This is a genomic window from Pseudomonas sp. CBS (genome assembly GCF_024734645.1).
In the GTDB taxonomy this organism is placed as follows: domain Bacteria; phylum Pseudomonadota; class Gammaproteobacteria; order Pseudomonadales; family Pseudomonadaceae; genus Aquipseudomonas.
This window is the reverse complement of the sequence record NZ_CP102929.1, coordinates 1,244,615-1,261,675: the sequence shown is the minus strand read 5'-3', so window position 1 is coordinate 1,261,675 and position 17,061 is coordinate 1,244,615. Positions and strand designations below refer to the sequence as shown.

At 61.5% G+C, this 17,061-nt stretch carries 11 protein-coding genes; 1 reads left to right on the top strand and 10 read right to left on the bottom strand.

Features of this window, described 5'->3' with window-relative positions; all coding sequences use genetic code 11:
• Nucleotides 1-207 precede the first annotated feature (207 nt).
• Nucleotides 208-795 (top strand): LysE family translocator, encoded by a 588-nt coding sequence (locus NVB75_RS05565; protein ID WP_258346365.1) that lies wholly within the window; start codon nt 208-210, stop codon nt 793-795.
• A 1-nt stretch (nt 796) separates the two neighbouring features.
• Here the strand turns inward: NVB75_RS05565 and NVB75_RS05560 are convergent, their stop codons facing one another.
• From NVB75_RS05560 to NVB75_RS05515, 10 genes are all read right to left on the bottom strand, one after another.
• A complete protein-coding gene (locus NVB75_RS05560; RefSeq protein WP_258346364.1) occupies nt 797-1,621 on the bottom strand; it encodes an AraC family transcriptional regulator in 825 nt (274 codons plus the stop codon).
• 63 nt (nt 1,622-1,684) lie between these two features.
• Complete coding sequence (locus NVB75_RS05555) at nt 1,685-5,128, bottom strand: hypothetical protein (RefSeq protein WP_258346363.1); 3,444 nt, start codon at nt 5,126-5,128, stop codon at nt 1,685-1,687.
• A gap of 156 nt (nt 5,129-5,284) precedes the next feature.
• Nucleotides 5,285-7,753, bottom strand: coding sequence for a TonB-dependent receptor (locus NVB75_RS05550; protein WP_258346362.1), 2,469 nt, complete (start codon nt 7,751-7,753; stop codon nt 5,285-5,287).
• A gap of 96 nt (nt 7,754-7,849) precedes the next feature.
• Nucleotides 7,850-8,809, bottom strand: a complete 960-nt coding sequence (locus NVB75_RS05545; RefSeq protein WP_258346360.1) for a FecR domain-containing protein — start codon at nt 8,807-8,809, stop codon at nt 7,850-7,852.
• Nucleotides 8,806-9,336: a sigma-70 family RNA polymerase sigma factor gene (locus NVB75_RS05540; protein ID WP_258346359.1), complete on the bottom strand. Its 531-nt coding sequence runs from the start codon at nt 9,334-9,336 to the stop codon at nt 8,806-8,808. Before NVB75_RS05540 ends, NVB75_RS05545 begins: the two co-directional genes overlap by 4 nt.
• A gap of 237 nt (nt 9,337-9,573) precedes the next feature.
• Nucleotides 9,574-11,178: an ABC transporter ATP-binding protein gene (locus tag NVB75_RS05535; protein WP_258346358.1), complete on the bottom strand. Its 1,605-nt coding sequence runs from the start codon at nt 11,176-11,178 to the stop codon at nt 9,574-9,576.
• 1 nt (nt 11,179) lies between these two features.
• Entirely contained in the window at nt 11,180-12,199 is a 1,020-nt protein-coding gene (locus NVB75_RS05530) for an ABC transporter permease (RefSeq protein WP_008435209.1), read from the bottom strand.
• Between the two features lies 1 nt (nt 12,200).
• Nucleotides 12,201-13,274: a microcin C ABC transporter permease YejB gene (locus tag NVB75_RS05525; protein ID WP_258346357.1), complete on the bottom strand. Its 1,074-nt coding sequence runs from the start codon at nt 13,272-13,274 to the stop codon at nt 12,201-12,203.
• A 1-nt stretch (nt 13,275) separates the two neighbouring features.
• Nucleotides 13,276-15,114, bottom strand: coding sequence for an extracellular solute-binding protein (locus NVB75_RS05520; RefSeq protein ID WP_258346356.1), 1,839 nt, complete (start codon nt 15,112-15,114; stop codon nt 13,276-13,278).
• Nucleotides 15,111-16,940 carry an extracellular solute-binding protein gene (locus NVB75_RS05515; protein WP_258346355.1) on the bottom strand — a complete coding sequence of 610 codons (1,830 nt, stop codon included), beginning with the start codon at nt 16,938-16,940 and terminating at the stop codon, nt 15,111-15,113. Before NVB75_RS05515 ends, NVB75_RS05520 begins: the two co-directional genes overlap by 4 nt.
• Nucleotides 16,941-17,061: the final 121 nt, after the last annotated feature.

Genomic DNA, 17,061 nt, shown 5'->3' with positions numbered 1-17,061 from the left:
CACGCATTTTTTCCTATCAAAAACGCCCTTTGGAAAGAGAAAAATACAGTTATATCAATGGAATAAATTTGTCTTTTGCAGGGGGTGGGCTAAAGGTTTCAACTGGTGGTTTTTTCGGTCATTCCCGGCAGGGGCATTTTCTTCAATACCGTGATCCGTCTTCCCCTTAAGGTTCAGCTCGTACCCGCACAACAAAAAGGAACTGCAATGAGCTTGATCATTTCCATGGCCGCCTTCGCCCTGGCCACGTCCATCACCCCGGGACCGGTGAATGTGGTGGCCCTCAGTTCAGGCGCGCGTTTTGGGTTTGCCGCCAGCCAGAAGCATGTGGCCGGGGCCGCGCTGGGGTTCACCTTGCTGCTGGTGCTGATTGGCCTGGGGCTGCATGAGGTGCTGGTGCGCTGGCCGCTGCTGACCCAACTGATTCAATGGGGCGGGGTGGCGTTCCTGTTGTACATGGCCTGGAAACTGGCAGTGGACGATGGACACCTGGAAGCCGATGGCACGGCCACGGCGCCCTCGATGCTGTATGGCGCGATCATGCAGTGGCTCAACCCCAAGGCCTGGTTGGCGTGTGTGGCGGGCATGGGCTTGTTCGTGGCCGATGGCGATGCGCAGCAAGTCTGGCTGTTCGCGGTGCTCTATCTGGTGATTTGCTACCTGTCGGTGGCGTGCTGGGCCTATGCCGGCACATTTTTGCGGCGCTACCTGAATAATCCGCAGGGCGTGCGCCTGTTCAATCGCTCGATGGCGGCGTTGCTGGTGGCCAGCGTAGGATATTTACTGCTCGCCTGAATCAGCCGCGATACTGCCCGGGCGTTGCCGCCAGATGCTGTTTGAACGTGCGCTGGAAATGCGCCTGATCAGAAAAACCGGACGCCAGTGCGACGTCTGCGATCAACTGGCCGTTGCGCAACTGGGTGCGGGCAAACTGAATACGGCGATTGACCAGAAACGCGTGGGGCGTCATGCCGTAATACTGCTTGAACGCACGAATCAGGTACGACGGCGACAGCTCAGCCGCCTGGCAAATGTCTTCGAGTTTCAGGGCCTCGGTGCAATGTTCGCGGATATAGTCGGCGGCGCGCTCCAGCTTGTGATTGACCTCGCGCACCGGAGTTGTCGACGGGTTGAGGCGTTGCTGTACCTCGGTGAAAAAACTCACCACCGCACTCTGCTTGTGCAAGTGTTCGGCGTGGTTGTCCACCAGCACCTCATACAGCTCGTTCAGCCCGCTGTACAGCGCGACATCCGTGGTGTGGGTGGCGGTGAACGGACGAAAGTCCTGGTCCTTGCTGAAACCCAGCTGGTGCTGCAGGTCGGTCAGCCAGGCCGTATCGATATACAGCATGTGATAGGACCAGGGCAGATCTTCAATGGGGTTGCAGGCGTGGACATCCCCGGGGTTCATCAAGACCACGGTGCCGGCGCTGATCTTGAAAGTCGATGCCCCATGGATGTACAGGCTCTGCCCGGAAGTGATCGCACCGATGGAAAAGTGCTCGTGGGCGTGGCGGGTGTAGCAAACCTTTCGCCCATCGGCGATGGTGCGAGCCTCAATGAACGGCAGGCGTTCATCTCTCCAGAAGGAAGGGGCAGTCGGTTCGAGGGGCGATCGCATCACTACAAGTCTCACCGGGAAACAATGAAGTGAATAATTACACAGAAACCGGCCTGTAACGTTTCATTTCATGGTTTCGGGCTCCATTCTGCGCAGGAAACCGACCCGCGAGTCCGTGCCGCTGATGGCGTCTGCCAGGGACAGGGGTTGCTTCGCTGCGGCTCGCGCCTCATCGGCGCCTACCAGCAAGTGCTGGTCAATCACGATGCTGGCAATGGCCAGGCTGCGGGGTGAGGTGAAGGTGTTGGGCACCTCAGGGCGCGGCCCATACACTGCAGGCAATTCGGCAAAACGTTGGGCAATGACCGTCGCGTGTTGCTGCCCGTTGGGTGTGGTGCCGAGTGCGTACGCTGACCAATCAATCGGCAGCGGGCTGCCTTGGGTATTACCGGTGCGCAGGGCCTGCTCGAACGTTTGAAGGGTCAGGCCCGGTAGCGGGGCAACCTTCAGTTGTTTTGGGAGAAACTCGTAGAAGCGTTTGTCGCGCGCGTACCGACACAACACCAACACACCGAATCGCCCGACGCCTGGGGGCTGCCCGTCAGCGCTGGTGCGCGGTGTTTGCAGGCGATGGAATTCCAGGCTGCCATATTCCATGCCTTCTCGGCTAAGCAGGGGCAGTTGTGACATCCAATACATGATCGACTGCAGCAGCGCTGCGCGCACCGCCGTGTAGCGCTTCTCGAACTCGGCGGCGAAGGTGGAATGGATCGACCCCAACTCATCGAACCGTAACGCCATGCTGGAGAAATCAACGTCCTTGAGCGTCGAGCGCCATTGCGTTGTGCCCTTTACCAGCTTGCCTGCCATGTGCAACTGAACCAGCGAAACGACGGCGTTGCCGGCGATGCCCGGCTCTGGGCGGGTACCAGGCCTGGCCTGCCACTGCATGACCAATCGCTCCAGGTCGGTGTTGCCGGCAAACACCCGTTGAAGGTCCTGCAAGGCCATCTCATACAGGCTGATATGCCCGTTCTTCAGCAACTCGGAACTGACCTGCAACAGATTGATTTGCTCGTTCAACGCGGCAATGGCGCGATTCTTTTCGGCGGTATCGCGGGCACCGGCGCTTTTGGCCAGCACCCCGTTGGCCACGGCCCAGTCGGTAATCGGCAGGCTGCCTCGGCGGACCCGGCGGGAAGGAATGATGAAGTAGATCATTGTCATGAAGTCAGTGAAGCGCATGGCCCGTGACGCACCCGGTGTTTCTGCTTCGATCAGGTCCACGTATTGCTTGAAATGCACCCAGGTATGAGAGCTCATGTACGACACCTCATCAGGGATGTCCCGCACCAGGAATTCCGGGGCGATGCCCGCCAGCAACAGGTGCGCGGCCATTGGGACGGCGCTGCTGCGCAGGACCTTGAACTGGACCATGGCTTCTACGCCGTTACGGACTTCTTGGAAGGTCAGGCCCCAGTTATAGGAATCGGTCAGGTCATAGCCGGCGACAGTGGCCCGCCGCGTACCGGCATTCGCGTCCAGGCTGAGAATCAGTGCGGCAAACAACAGTGCGTTGCGGCTGGCACGGGTGTTCGCAGCGCTGGCGTGTTCTCCGTACCAGCCCACGGTTTCGGACAGCCGCGCGGCCAGTGCCTGGGCCGGGGGCGACGCCAATAGTTGGTGCAGCAGCAGATCAGCCTCGGCGCGCACCTGGTCACGGTTTTTTTCGCCGACGATCGTTTCGCTCAGGTAGTCGAACAGTCTTATGTCCGGGTTGGGCAGGAAGGCGGCGACGGTCTGCAGCACTTGCGTGCGTTGCGCCGCCAGCAGTGGCATCACCTGCAATGCCCGCCAGTAGTTGCCGTGCCGGGGCGGCTTGAGTATCGCAATGCCCAGCAGGCGTTCGGTGATGTGCGCTTCGTCGCGGGTGGCCGGTATTGCCATCTGGTACAGCTTAAGTAACTGTCGCAAGCTGACTTGACCATCGGTGCTGATGCGTCCGCCGGACTGGCGGGCCAGCTCCAGCAAGGGCTCGGCCATCGGGGTCAGGCCTGAAAGGGGCGTGTCGGTACGGGTGAGTACCTTGGGGGTGTCGTCCAGCGCAAAACCGCTGAGGTCGCCGCCCGCGTTCAGTATGTATACCCCGGCCGGGTTGAACTGGTGGCTGGCGCTCACGCGTTGAAAGGCCGCTTCCTGGCGCAGGCCGGCGAGCAATTGCGCGCCTTTGTCGATCAACCCGAAAAAGGGCGAGTCCAGGGCCAGGCTGAAGGTCATGTCCAGGGTGCTGTTGAGCTGTGTATCGAGGGTGATCGACTTGAGTGCTGCCCGCATGGTGTAGCGGTCGTTGAGCACCGCGATATGCCGCGTGTGTTTGCTGACGGCCATCAATGAGTGCGCTGCCGAGCTGACATAGGGAAACGTGGCAGCCGTGGTGGCGCGTAGCTGTTCGATCAAAGCCAGGGCTTCCTCTGCGCTGGCGGGCCGGGGCAGCCGATAGACCGTCATCAGCGCGGCCAGGGTGAGGCTGGCGTCCGGCAATATGTCGGTATGGGCGAGATTGGCCAGGCGCTCGAGTTCGTCCCATTGCTGGTTCAGCGGCGAGTTGTTGGAGCGATCCAGGGGCCAGCTGTTGACCTCTCGGTCGTCGGTCACGCCAATCACTGCTTTTTGCTCGACGGAGTAGCGGTAGGTGGTTACTGCGCCTTGACTCGACAGGTTGAGGCTCGCGAATTCTTCCCCTTGCGTCACGGCGTCAAGCAGCTGTGCCGCGTACTTTAACGTGCTCGACAGCATCGAGTCTGAGTCCAGGCTGCATCGCTGCAGGTAGAGCTGGAGCCAGTCGAAAGGCGGGCTGCCGTTTGTGCTTTGCCCCAGGAGCGTCTGCAGCGCGTCGGCCAGTTGCTGGTAATCGCGCTGCTCCTCGGTCAGGCGCTTGCGCAGGGTTGATTTGAGGCGCCCGCTTTCATCGACACCGGGCAGCGTGTCAAGGGTGTGGATCTCCTCGAGAATCACCTGGGCCTGCAAATGATTGGTCGGTACCGGGTAGCCGTAGAACGGCAATACCAGGTTCAGCGGCAATTTTCGCGAATGAGGCTCGACGGGGTTTTCCATGAACGGCAAGCCGGCGTTGACCGTGTCGATAATCTGCACCACCTCCAGGATCGGATTCGCGACGCGCCACCAGTCCGAGTCTTTGTCCAGGGTGAAGGTGTACGGTTTTCTGACTGTGCCTTCCAGGATCGTGGCCTGCAAATCGCCGCCCCGAAACACCAGGCTTGCCAGTTCCAGGTCATGGCGTGAGGCCCACTCACGGAAGGCTGGGCGGCCGATGGCATCGCAGAAGAGCCGCGCCCACTGACCGAGCAGGGTGTGTTCAGGCACGCTGACCAGAATGGGTTCGGTTGCCGGCGCGGTGCCCTGTGCAACCAGGCTGATCAACCCGGCGATCAGCTCGGCGATCAGCGTTTGGTCATCCTTGAGGCGCAATGCCTGGCGCTTGATCAGGTCCAGGGCGGAGGGAGAAATATTTTTCAACAGGTGGGACAGAAAGGGTAAGTCATCCATGGCGTTCAGGCTCTGTGCAAGGTCGCCCACATGCTATGGGCGACCGGAGCCTGCATCGTCGGATGGGCCGGGCAAGAACAAAAGACGTACCTTCCTGATGGGATGTAGCCCGAATCGACTGCCGGTGCAGGCGCTACGGCAGTCTGGCGTTTGGGCTCAAAAATCCCAGCGGGTCGCCAATTGCAGGCTGCGCGGTTCGCCGTAGAAGCCGGTGCCGAAGTTGCCCAGGCCGGTGTAGTACTTTTTATCGAACAGGTTCTTCACGTTCAACGTGGTGCTCAGGTGCTCGTTGAAGCGGTAGCGCGCCATGACGTCCACCAGGAAGTAGCTGTCCTGGGTGATACGTGAGTTGTGGCCGAAATTCACCGAGTCGTTGGGGTCCGGCTGGAACACATTGCCGAAGAACTCGCTCTGCCAATTCACGCCGCCACCCACGGTCAGGTTCTCCAGGGCGCCGGGCAGGCGATAGGTGTTGAACAACCGGACCACTTGCTGGGGCGAGGTGGTTTGCAGCACGGAACCGTAGACGTAATCGCCGTTGGCATCGCGGGAGTGCTGGTAGGTGTAGCCCGCCGAGACGTTCCAGCCGTCCAGCACTTCACCGGCCAGTTCGACTTCAAAGCCCTTGGTGGTGGCGCCGGCAATCGGTCGATACACCGAGTCGGTCTCAAACCCGGAAACGTACTGCGCAACGTTGTCCTGTTCGATGCGGAATGCGGCAAAGCTGGCGTTCAGGCGGCCGTCGAAAAATGCTGCCTTGAGCCCGGCTTCGTAGGTGTCGCCTTCAATCGGATCGAGCAATTTGCGGTCGGCGTCCTTGCTGTTTTGTGGTTTGTAGATCTTGGTGTAGCTGGTGTAGACCGACCAGATGTCATTGAGGTCGTAGACGATCCCGGCATAGGGCGTGACCACCCCCGACTGGCGATAGGTCATGCGGTTGTCGGCCCTGGTCGGGTCGTAGAAGTCGGTGTTGTCGGTGCCGCTGAAGTTGCTGACGCGGGTGCCAAGGATCACCGACAAGTCATCGGTGGGCTTCAAGCGCGTGGCCAGGTACGCGCCGGTCTGGCGTTGCACGATGTCGTTCTGGCCGCTGCGGGGAATGTCGGGTTTCGGGTATTCGCCGCGCCAGTCATAAATGCTGCCGCCCACGGGCGGGTAGACCGAGCCGTACACCGGCACGTCCTGTTTGGAGCGGGTCGCCATGAAGCCCATGATCAATTCATGCTCGCGCCCGAACAGGCTGAAGGGCCCATTGAGGTTGATGTCCAGGGTGTTTTGCACCTGGTCACCCTTGTACTTGCCCATGAACATGTACATCCCGTCACCCGTGACTGGGTCCGGGTTGCCGCCGCTGGCGGAGGCGAGCAGGGTGTCGTGCTGGCTGCGCTTGCGGTCGAGGCTGACTTTCAGCGACCAGTCGTTCGCGAGCTTTTGTTGCACCGAGGCGAACAGGGTCTGGTTCTGGAAGTCGCGGCGGCTCCAGTCGGCGGCCGGGTTGAAGGACCGCGAGAAGTCGGTGCGTGAACCGTTGCTGAAGTACATCGGGAAGCCGGTCCAGCTGGCGCCACGGGAGCGGGTGTCCTGCTGGTCGATGCCGAAGGTCAGCAGGGTGTCCGGCGTCAGGTCCGCTTCGAGAATGCCGTAGGCGATGTCCTTGGTGTTCTGGTAGTGGTCCAGGTACGACTGGCGATCCTGATATACCCCGACGAAACGCCCGCGCACGTTGCCGGAGTCGGTCAGTGGCCCGGAAATATCGCCTTCGGTGCGGTAGTTGTCCCACGAGCCGAACGTCTGCGTGACCGACGCCTTGAAGTCCCGGGTAGGCTTTTTGCGAATCAGGTTGACCGTGGCCGAGGGGTCACCGGAGCCAGACATCAAGCCCGCCGAACCCTTGATGATTTCCAGGCGGTCATACACCGCCATGTCGGTGCTGGTGGTGCCGTAGTCATACACGCCGTCGTAGGTGGAGTTGACCCCGTCATACTGGAAATTGGTGATCGGCAGGCCGCGGCTGGAAAACTCCCAGCGCTCGCTGTCGTAGTTCTGCACGCTCACGCCCGGTGCACGGCGCAGGGTGTCGGCGATGCTGGTGGAGCCCTGGTCGTCCATTTGCTGGCGGGTGATCACCGTTACCGACTGCGGCGTCTCGCGCATCGACAGCGCCAGGCCGGTGGCCGAAGCCATGGCGCCGGTGGTGTAGGAGTGAGTGTCTTCGGTGGTGGCGCCGAGGCCTTCGCCGGAGATGGTGGTGGCGCCCAGTTCCAGGGCGCCGGTATTGGCCGGAATCAACTCCAGCACGTAGCCGTTGTTGCCCTGGGGCAGGGCCTGCAAGCCGCTGCCCTGTAACAGGCGCTGCAAACCGCTGGCCGGGGTGTAGCTGCCGTTGAGGCCCGGGCTGGTTTTGCCGCTGGCCAGGCTGTTGTGGCCGGCGATAAAGATCCCGGACTGCTCGGCGAAGCTGTTCAGCACGTTGATCAGAGAACCCGCGGCGATGGTGTAGTGGCGGGCCGTTTCCTGAGTCGACGGCGACTCGGCGGCTTGCGCGTCGAGCGCGCCCAGGCACAGCAAGGTAGCGGTAACGGCCAGCGCCAGCGGGCGCAAAGTGAAGCGAGCGGGTTGCGACATGAACATTCCCTTTGGATCAAATCGATCGGCGAATTAAAAGCATCTGCAGGGTTAACCGAACGAGTTTTGAAAAAGGGAACTGACGGCTGAAAGTTTTTATGCGCCTGTGTGTTTGGGCCTGACCGTGACCCACCACGGCATGAGTGTGTCGACCTTAATCGGCAACGCGGCCTGTAGCAGGCGCAGTGCGTGGTCGCTGTCTTTGAGGGGAAACGATCCCATTACCGGCAATTGCGCCACTGCCGGATCACAGCCCAGGTGGCCGGGGCGATAACGGTTGAGCTCGGCGACCAGTTGGCCAAGCGGCAGATTGTCGGCCAGCAGCACGCCACGGCTCCAGGCCTCACGGGTGGCGGATGCGGGTGAGTCAAGGTTGAACCCGTCGCGGGTGAAAGCCACTTGTTGCCCGGCCTCGATGATTCGTTGTTGCCGGCTGGCGGCGGTGCGCACTTCAACCCGGCCTTCAAACACATTGAGCACGGTGCTGTCGCCGTCCTGCAACACGCTGAAGCGGGTGCCGAGTGCCCGCAGGCGACCCTGTTCAGTCTCCACCAGAAACGGGCGGTTCGGGTCCTTGGCGGTCTCGATCAGCACTTCGCCAAAGCGCAGGTGCAGCAAGCGCTGGACCCGGTCAAAACGTACATCCAGGGCGCTCAAGGCGTTCAGCCACAGGCGGCTGCCATCGTCCAGCAGCGCTTCGCGGGTTTCGCCGCTGGCGGTTGCGTAATCCGCGCTCCAGCCTCCCACCAATCGGGGCAGGGCAGTGTTGCGCCAAGTGCCCCAGGCCAGGGTGGAACCGGCACATAGCACCAGCAGGGTCTTGAGGGTTTGGCGCCGGGAGCTGCGCAGGGCGCGACTGGCACCCTGGGGTTGCTCGGTCAGCGGGGCAAAGCGTTGGCTGACCCGCTCCACATAACCCCAGGCAGCCTGGTGTTCCGGACTTTGCCCGAGCCATGCCTGCCAGTGCTGGGCAGCCTCTGGCTGATCCTGCAGGCGTATGTACCACTGGGCCGCTTGCTCAAGGCTGGCATGGCTGAGTTTTCCGGGGCTGTTCACTCCACGAGCATCCCGTCCAGTTCGGCTTCCAGCACCGCGCAATGCAGCAGCGCCTGGGCCAGGTATTTTTTCACCATCCGTTCGCCCACGCCGAGCTGCTCGCCGATCTGCTTGTAGGGCATGCCGTGCAACTGTGTCAGTAAAAACGCTTCGCGCACCTTGTGGGGCAGGCGGGCGAGCATGGCGTCCACTTCGTAGAGGGTTTCGACGATGATCGCCCGCTGCTCCGGCGACGGTTGCAGCGCTTGCGGCCGCTCCGCCAGGCTTTGCAGCCAGGCTTGCTCCAGTTGGCGACGGCGCCAATGGTCGATGCACAGGCCCCGGGCGATGGTGGCCAGGTAGGAGCGCTCGCGCGTCTCATCGGCTTCGGCGGGCGGGCGCTTGAGTACCCGAATAAAGGTGTCATGGGCCAGGTCCGCCGCGTCCCAGCGATTGCTCAGGCGCCTGCGCAGCAGCCCCAGCAGCCAGGAATGGTGATTGCCGTAAAGGTCGCTGAACGAGGTGGGCGAGGTCGACACAGTATCCATGTGGCGTGGAAGCCTTGGCGTAAATAAGAATTGGTCGCGATTAAACCAAAGGGCCGGGCACTGCGCAAATGATATTGGTTTGCTTTTGGGCAAGAAGGACCTGAGCCCCCCCGTAGCAGCTGTCGAGCCCCAGCGAGGCTGCGTCAGGCGCGCCTCGGTGCAATGCCTGGCTCGATAACACGGTTGCGGCCAACGCAGCCTCGCTGGGGCTCGACAGCTGCTACGGGGGTTCTGTTACTAGGGGCTGGGCACCAGGAACGCGGCCTCCAGCAGTTGCCGGGTGTAGGCATGCTGGGGGTTGGCGAAGATCGCGGGTGCATCTCCCTGTTCAACCGCCTGCCCGTGCTTGACCACCATCAACTGGTGACTCAAGGCCTTGACCACCGCCAGGTCGTGGCTGATGAACAGGTAGGTCAGGTTGTACTTGGCTTGCAGGTTGCGCAGCAGTTCCACCACCTGGCGTTGCACCGTGCGGTCGAGGGCCGAGGTCGGTTCATCCAGCAAAATCAGCCGGGGCTTGAGCACCAGCGCACGGGCGATTGCGATGCGCTGGCGTTGCCCACCGGAGAATTCGTGGGGGTAGCGATTGCGGGTTTCCGGGTCCAGGCCCACTTCCTTGAGCGCGGCGATAATCGCGGCTTCCTGCTCGGCGGCAGTCCCCATCTTGTGGATACGCAGGCCTTCGCCGACGATCTCGCTCACGCACATGCGCGGGCTCAGGCTGCCGAACGGATCCTGGAACACCACCTGCATTTCCCGGCGCAGCGGACGCACCTGTTGTTGGCTCAGCTTATCCATCTGATGGCCTTCGAAGCGGATGCTGCCCTTGCTCGCAATCAGCCGCAAAATTGCCAGGCCCAGGGTGGATTTGCCCGAACCGCTTTCACCCACGATGCCCAGCGTCTGGCCCTGGGGCAGGCTGAAGTTGATGCCATCCACCGCCTTGACGTAATCGACGGTGTTGCGCAGGAAGCCTTTCTTGATCGGGAACCAGACTTTCAGGTTGTCGACTTCCAGCAGCGGAGGGCCAATTTCATGGGTGGCAGGGCCGCCGCTGGGCTCGGCTGCCAGCAGCTCCTGGGTGTACGGATGCTGCGGCGACTGGAACAGGGTTTCGCACTCGGCCTGCTCGACGATGCAGCCCTTTTGCATCACGCATACCCGGTGGGCAATGCGCCTGACCAGGTTCAAGTCATGGCTGATCAAGAGCAAGGCCATGCCCAGGCGCGCCTGCAATTCCTTGAGCAGCTCCAGGATCTTCAACTGCACGGTGACGTCGAGGGCCGTGGTCGGTTCGTCGGCAATCAGCAGCTCCGGCTCATTGGCCAGGGCCATGGCGATCATCACCCGCTGGCGCTGGCCGCCGGACAGCTCGTGGGGCAGGGCCTTGAGACGCTTGTGGGGCTCGGGGATGCCTACCAGTTCCAGCAGCTCCAGGGTGCGTTTGGTGGCGACCTTGCCGGTCAAGCCCTTATGCAGGCCGAGCACTTCGTTGATCTGCTTCTCGATGGAGTGCAGCGGGTTCAGCGAGGTCATCGGCTCCTGGAAGATCATCGCAATCCGGTTGCCGCGGATATGCCGGATGGTCTTTTCTTTCAGGGTCAGCAAATCGTGGTTGGCGTACTGGATCGTCCCCGACGGGTGACGCGCCAGCGGGTAGGGCAGCAGGCGCAGGATCGAGTGCGCCGTGACCGACTTGCCCGAGCCGCTTTCGCCCACGAGGGCCAGGGTTTCGCCGCGCTTGATATCGAAGCTGACGTTGTTCACCACACGCTGGTGGGTGTTGCCTACGACGAACTCGACGGAGAGGTCGCGGACTTCGATCAGATTGTCCTGATTCATCTCATTTCCTCGGGTCGAAGGCATCGCGAGCGGACTCGCCGATAAACACCAGCAGACTCAACATGATCGCCAGTACGGCAAAGGCACTCATGCCCAGCCACGGCGCCTGCAGGTTGGATTTGCCCTGGGCCACCAGCTCACCCAGGGACGGCGAGCCGGCCGGCAGGCCAAAGCCCAGGAAGTCCAGCGCAGTGAGGGTGCCGATGGCGCCGGTCAGGATGAACGGCATGAAGGTCATGGTGGAGACCATGGCGTTGGGCAGGATATGGCGGAACATGATCGCGCCGTTCTGCATCCCCAGCGCCCGCGCCGCCCGCACGTATTCCAGGTTACGCCCGCGCAGGAATTCGGCGCGCACCACGTCCACCAGGCTCATCCAGGAAAACAACAGCATGATCCCCAGCAGCCACCAGAAATTGGGCTGCACGAAACTGGCGAGGATGATCAGCAAATACAGCACCGGCAAGCCCGACCAGATCTCCAGGAAGCGCTGCCCGGCCAGGTCGACCCAACCGCCGTAGAAACCCTGCAAGGCGCCGGCGATCACGCCGATGATCGAACTGAGTACGGTCAGCGTCAGGGCAAACAGCACGGAAATCCTGAACCCGTAGATCACCCGCGCCAGCACATCGCGGCCCTGGTCATCGGTGCCCAGCAGGTTGTCCCGTGACGGCGGGGCCGGGGCCGGAACTTTCAGGTCGTAGTTGATGCTCTGGTAGCTGTACGGAATCGGCGCCCACAAGGTCCAGGCATCCTTGGCCTTGAGCAGCTCCTGGATATACGGGCTCTTGTAGTTGGCTTCCAGCGGGAATTCGCCGCCGAAGGTGGTCTCGGGGTAGCGCTTGAGCGCCGGGAAATACCAGTCGCCGTCGTAATGCACCGCCAGCGGCTTGTCGTTGGCGATCAGCTCGGCGCCCAGGCTCAGGCCGAACAGGATCAGGAACAGCCACAGCGACCACCAGCCACGCTTGTTGGCCTTGAAACGCTCGAACCGGCGACGATTGAGGGGGGATAGATTCATCTCAATGCTCCCGGCTGGCGAAGTCGATGCGCGGATCGACCAAGGTGTAGGTGAGGTCGCCGATGAGTTTCACCACCAATCCCAGCAGGGTGAAGATAAACAACGTGCCAAACACCACCGGATAGTCGCGGTTGATCGCCGCTTCAAAGCTCATCAGGCCCAGGCCGTCGAGAGAGAAGATCACTTCCACCAGCAACGAGCCGGTAAAGAAGATGCCGATAAAGGCCGACGGGAAGCCGGCAATCACCAGCAGCATTGCGTTGCGGAACACGTGGCCGTAGAGCACGCGGTGATTGGTCAGGCCCTTGGCCTTGGCGGTGACCACGTATTGCTTGTTGATCTCGTCGAGGAAGCTGTTTTTGGTGAGCAGGGTCATGGTCGCGAAGTTGCCGATCACCAACGCCGTTACGGGTAGGGCGAGGTGCCAGAAGTAATCGAGGATCTTGCCGCCCCAGCTCAATTCATCAAAGTTGTTGGAGGTGAGCCCGCGTAACGGAAACCAGTCGAAGTAACTGCCGCCGGCGAACACCACGATCAGCAGGATCGCAAACAGGAACGCCGGGATCGCGTAGCCGACGATGATCGCCGAACTGGTCCACACGTCAAAATGGCTGCCGTGCCGCGTAGCCTTGGCGATCCCCAGCGGGATCGACACCAGGTACATGATCAGGGTGCTCCATAACCCGAGGGAGATGGACACCGGCATCTTTTCCTTGATCAAGTCGATGACCTTGGCGTCACGGAAAAAGCTGTCGCCAAAATCCAGCCGGGCGTAGTTCTTGATCATGATCCACAAGCGTTCCGGCGCCGACTTGTCGAAGCCGTACATCTTCTCGATTTCCTTCACCAACGCCGGGTCCAGGCCCTGGGCGCCGCGATAGCTGGAGCCGGCCACCGAGACTTCGGCACCGCCACCGGCAATCCGGCTGGTGGCACCTTCAAAGCCTTCGAGCTTGGCGATCATCTGTTCCACCGGGCCACCGGGCGCAGCCTGGATGATCACAAAGTTGATCAGCAAAATGCCGAACAGGGTCGGGATGATCAGCAGCAGTCGACGAACAATATAGGCCAGCATCTCAGTCGCCCCCGCTCGCCGGATCGGCAGTCTGGTTGGTGTCCACGGTTATTGCCGGCTTGGCGTCGGGTTTGCTCCACCAGGTGGCGGTGCCGACGTCATAGCGTGGTGAGACCTTCGGATGGCCGAGGTGGTCCCAATACGCCACGCGGAAAGTCTTGATGTGCCAGTTGGGGATCACGTAGTAGCCAAACTGCAGCACGCGGTCCAGAGCCTTGGCGTGGGCCACCAAGCTCTTGCGCGAGTCGGAGTCGATGAGCTCTTCCACCAGTTGGTCGATGGCCGGGTCTTTCAGGCCGATGTAGTTGCGGCTGCCGGGCTTGTCGGCGCTGGACGACTTCCAGAACTCGCGCTGTTCGTTACCCGGCGAGGAGGACTGCGGGAAGCTGCCCACCACCATGTCGAAATCCCGCGAGCGGATACGGTTGATGTACTGCGAGATGTCGACCCGGCGAATCACCAGGTCGATCCCCAAATCCGCCAGGTTGCGCTTGAACGGCAACAGGATGCGTTCGAACTCGGTCTGGGCCAGCAGGAACTCGATGGTCACCGGTTTGCCGGTGGTGTCCACCATCTTGTCGTCGACGATCTTCCAGCCGGCCTCTTGCAGCAGTTGATAGGCCTCGCGCTGCTGGGTGCGGATCATGCCGCTGGCGTCGGTCTTGGCAGGCTCGAAGGCTTCGGTGAATACCTGGGGCGGGATCCTGTCCCGTAGCGGTTCCAGAATTGCCAGCTCAGCCGGGCCGGGCAGGCCGGTAGCGGCCATCTCGGAGTTTTCGAAATAGCTGCGGCTGCGGGTGTAGGCGCCGTTGAACAGTTGCTTGTTGCTCCATTCAAAGTCCAGCAGCAGGCTGATGGCCTTGCGTACCCGTACGTCCTGGAACATCGGTTTACGGATGTTGAACACGAAGCCCTGCATGCCGGTGGGGTTGCCGTTGGGAATTTCTTCCTTGATCAGGTGGCCCTGGGCAACGGCGGGGGTGTTGTAGGCGTTGGCCCAGTTTTTCGCGCTGATTTCCAGCCAGTAATCGAATTGTCCGGCCTTGAGTGCTTCGAGGGCCACGGTGTTGTCGCGGTAATAATCGGTGACGCGGTAATCGAAGTTGTAGAAACCCTTGTTGATCGGCAGGTCCTTGGCCCAGTAGTCCTTGACCCGCTCGTAGCGGACCGAACGCCCGGCCTTGACCTCCGCCACCTTGTACGGGCCGCTGCCCAACGGAATCTCCAGGTTGCCCTTGGAGAAGTCGCGGCCCTCCCAGTAATGCTTGGGCAATACCGTCAGTTGCCCGAGGATCAGCGGCAGTTCGCGGTTGTTGGTGCGCTTGAACTTGAACAGCACCCGCAGCGGGTCCTCGGCGACCACTTCGTCGACGTCGGCGTAGTAGGTCTTGTAGATCGGCGAGCCGTCCTTCACCAGCGTCTGGAAGCTGAACACCACGTCTTCGGCGCGGATCGGGTGGCCGTCGTGAAAGCGCGCTTCGGGGCGAATGTAGAAGCGTACCCAACTGTTGTCCGGGGCCTTTTCGATCTTGCCGGCCACCAGACCGTATTCGGTGATGGGTTCGTCCAGGCTTTGCTGGGCGAGGGTGTCGTAGATCAGGCCGATATTGTCTGCCGGCACGCCCTTGCTGATGAACGGGTTGAGGCTGTCGAAGCCGCCCATGCTGGACTCGCGAAAGGTACCGCCCTTGGGTGCGTCGGGATTTACATAATCGACATGCTTGAAGTCGGCGGGGTACTTGGGGGGTTCGTTATAGAGGGTCAGGGCATGCTGTGGGGCCGCAGTGGCCGCGCCGCACAACAACAGGCTGCCAAGGATCGCAGTACGCAAAGGCATCATTGGGCTTTCTCCGAAGCTTTCAGCCACCATGCGCTCAGGCCCAGGCTGTAGGGCGGCGTGGTGACGAAGGCGAACCGGTTGCGGTACGCCAGGCGATGATAGTTGAGGTACCAGTTGGGAATACTGTAGTGCTGCCACAGCAGGACGCGGTCGAGCGCTCGCCCGGCTGCCAATTGTTCTTCGCGGGTTTGCGCCGCCAGCAACTGTTCCAGCAGATGGTCGACCACCGGGTTGGCGATGCCTGCGTAATTCTTGCTGCCCTTGATCCCCACCTGGCTGGAGTGGAAGTACTGCCACTGCTCAAGGCCGGGGCTGAGGGTCTGGTTGAGGGTCATCAGAATCATGTCGAAGTCGAACTGATCGAGGCGTTGTTTGTACTGTGCGCGGTCTACCGTGCGCAAGCGGGCATCGACGCCGATGCTTGTCAGGTTTTCGACATAAGGCTGCAGGATGCGCTCCAGGTTCGGATTCACCAGCAGGATTTCCAGGCGCAGCGGCTGCCCGTCACGGTTGAGTAAACGCTGCCCGGACAGCTTCCAGCCGGCTTCGGCGAGCAACGCGAGGGCGCGGCGCATGGTGTCCCGAGGGATGCCGCGACCGTCGGTCTGAGGCAGGCTGAAGGCCTGGGTAAACAGGTTGGCCGGCAGTTGATCGCGATAGGGCGAGAGCATCAGCCATTCATGGCCGGTGGGCACGCCGGTGGCGGAGAATTCGCTGTTGGGGTAGTAGCTGAGGGTGCGTTTATAGGCGCCGCTGAACAGGGTGCGGTTGGTCCACTCGAAATCGAACATCAGCCCCAAGGCTTCGCGCACCTTGGCCTCGCTGAAGGCCGGGCGCCGGCTGTTCATGAACAGGCCCTGGCTCTGGGTCGGGATCTGGTGGGCGATCTGCGCCTTGATCACATCACCGCGGTTGACCGCCGGGAAGTTGTAGCCGTTGGCCCAGTTCTTCGCCTGGTGCTCGATATAGATATCGAACTCGCCGGCCTTGAAGGCTTCGAAGGCCACGTCGCTGTCGCGGTAGAACTCCACCTCGACCTTGTCGTAGTTATAGAAACCACGGTTGACCGCCAGGTCCTTGCCCCAGTAATCCTTGATCCGTTCGAACACCAGTTGCCGCCCCGGCGTCACCTTGCTGATGCGGTAAGGCCCGCTGCCCAGCGGCGGCTCGAAGGTGGTGGCCTTGAAGTCACGGTTTTTCCAGTAGTGCTGGGGCAACACTGGCAGCTCCCCCAGGCGCAGGATCAGCAACGGGTTGCCGGCGCGCTTGAACACAAAGCGAATGCGGTGCCGGTTAAGAATGTCGACCCGGGCCACTTCCTGCAGGTTGGTGCGGTATTGCGGGTGGCCTTCGGTCAGTAGCGTGCGATAGGAAAACGCCACGTCGTAGGCCGTGATCGGCTTGCCATCGTGGAAGCGCGCTTCGGGGCGCAGGTTGAACACCACCCAGCTGCGGTCCTCGCTGTACTCCACCGATTGGGCAATCAGGCCGTAGCTGGAAGTCGGTTCATCGCCGGAAGGGGCGTACTGGCCGGTACCGACCATCAACGGCTCGTTCAGCTCGTTGACCCCGTATTGCAGGAAGTTGGCGGTGGAAACCGGGCTGGAACCCTTGAAGGTATAAGGGTTGAGCGTATCGAAGGTGCCAAACGCCATGACCCGCAAAGTGCCGCCCTTGGGCGCTGCGGGGTTTACCCAGTCGAAGTGGGTGAATTTGGCCGGGTACTTGAGCGTGCCGAACTGCGCATAACCGTGGCTCTCGGTGACGGTCGCGTTCGCGGAAAAGCTCAAGGCCAGACTTATTAGTAGAAGGAGGGGACGCTTCAAGTCAGAGATCCGATCCAGGCGGCTTGGGCTTTATGAACCGTACAGTAACAGCTTGTTCCGATTGGAAAAAGGCTGGTGAAGCGGCGGGGATTGAGGCGCGGTGAAACCTGTAGGAGCGAGC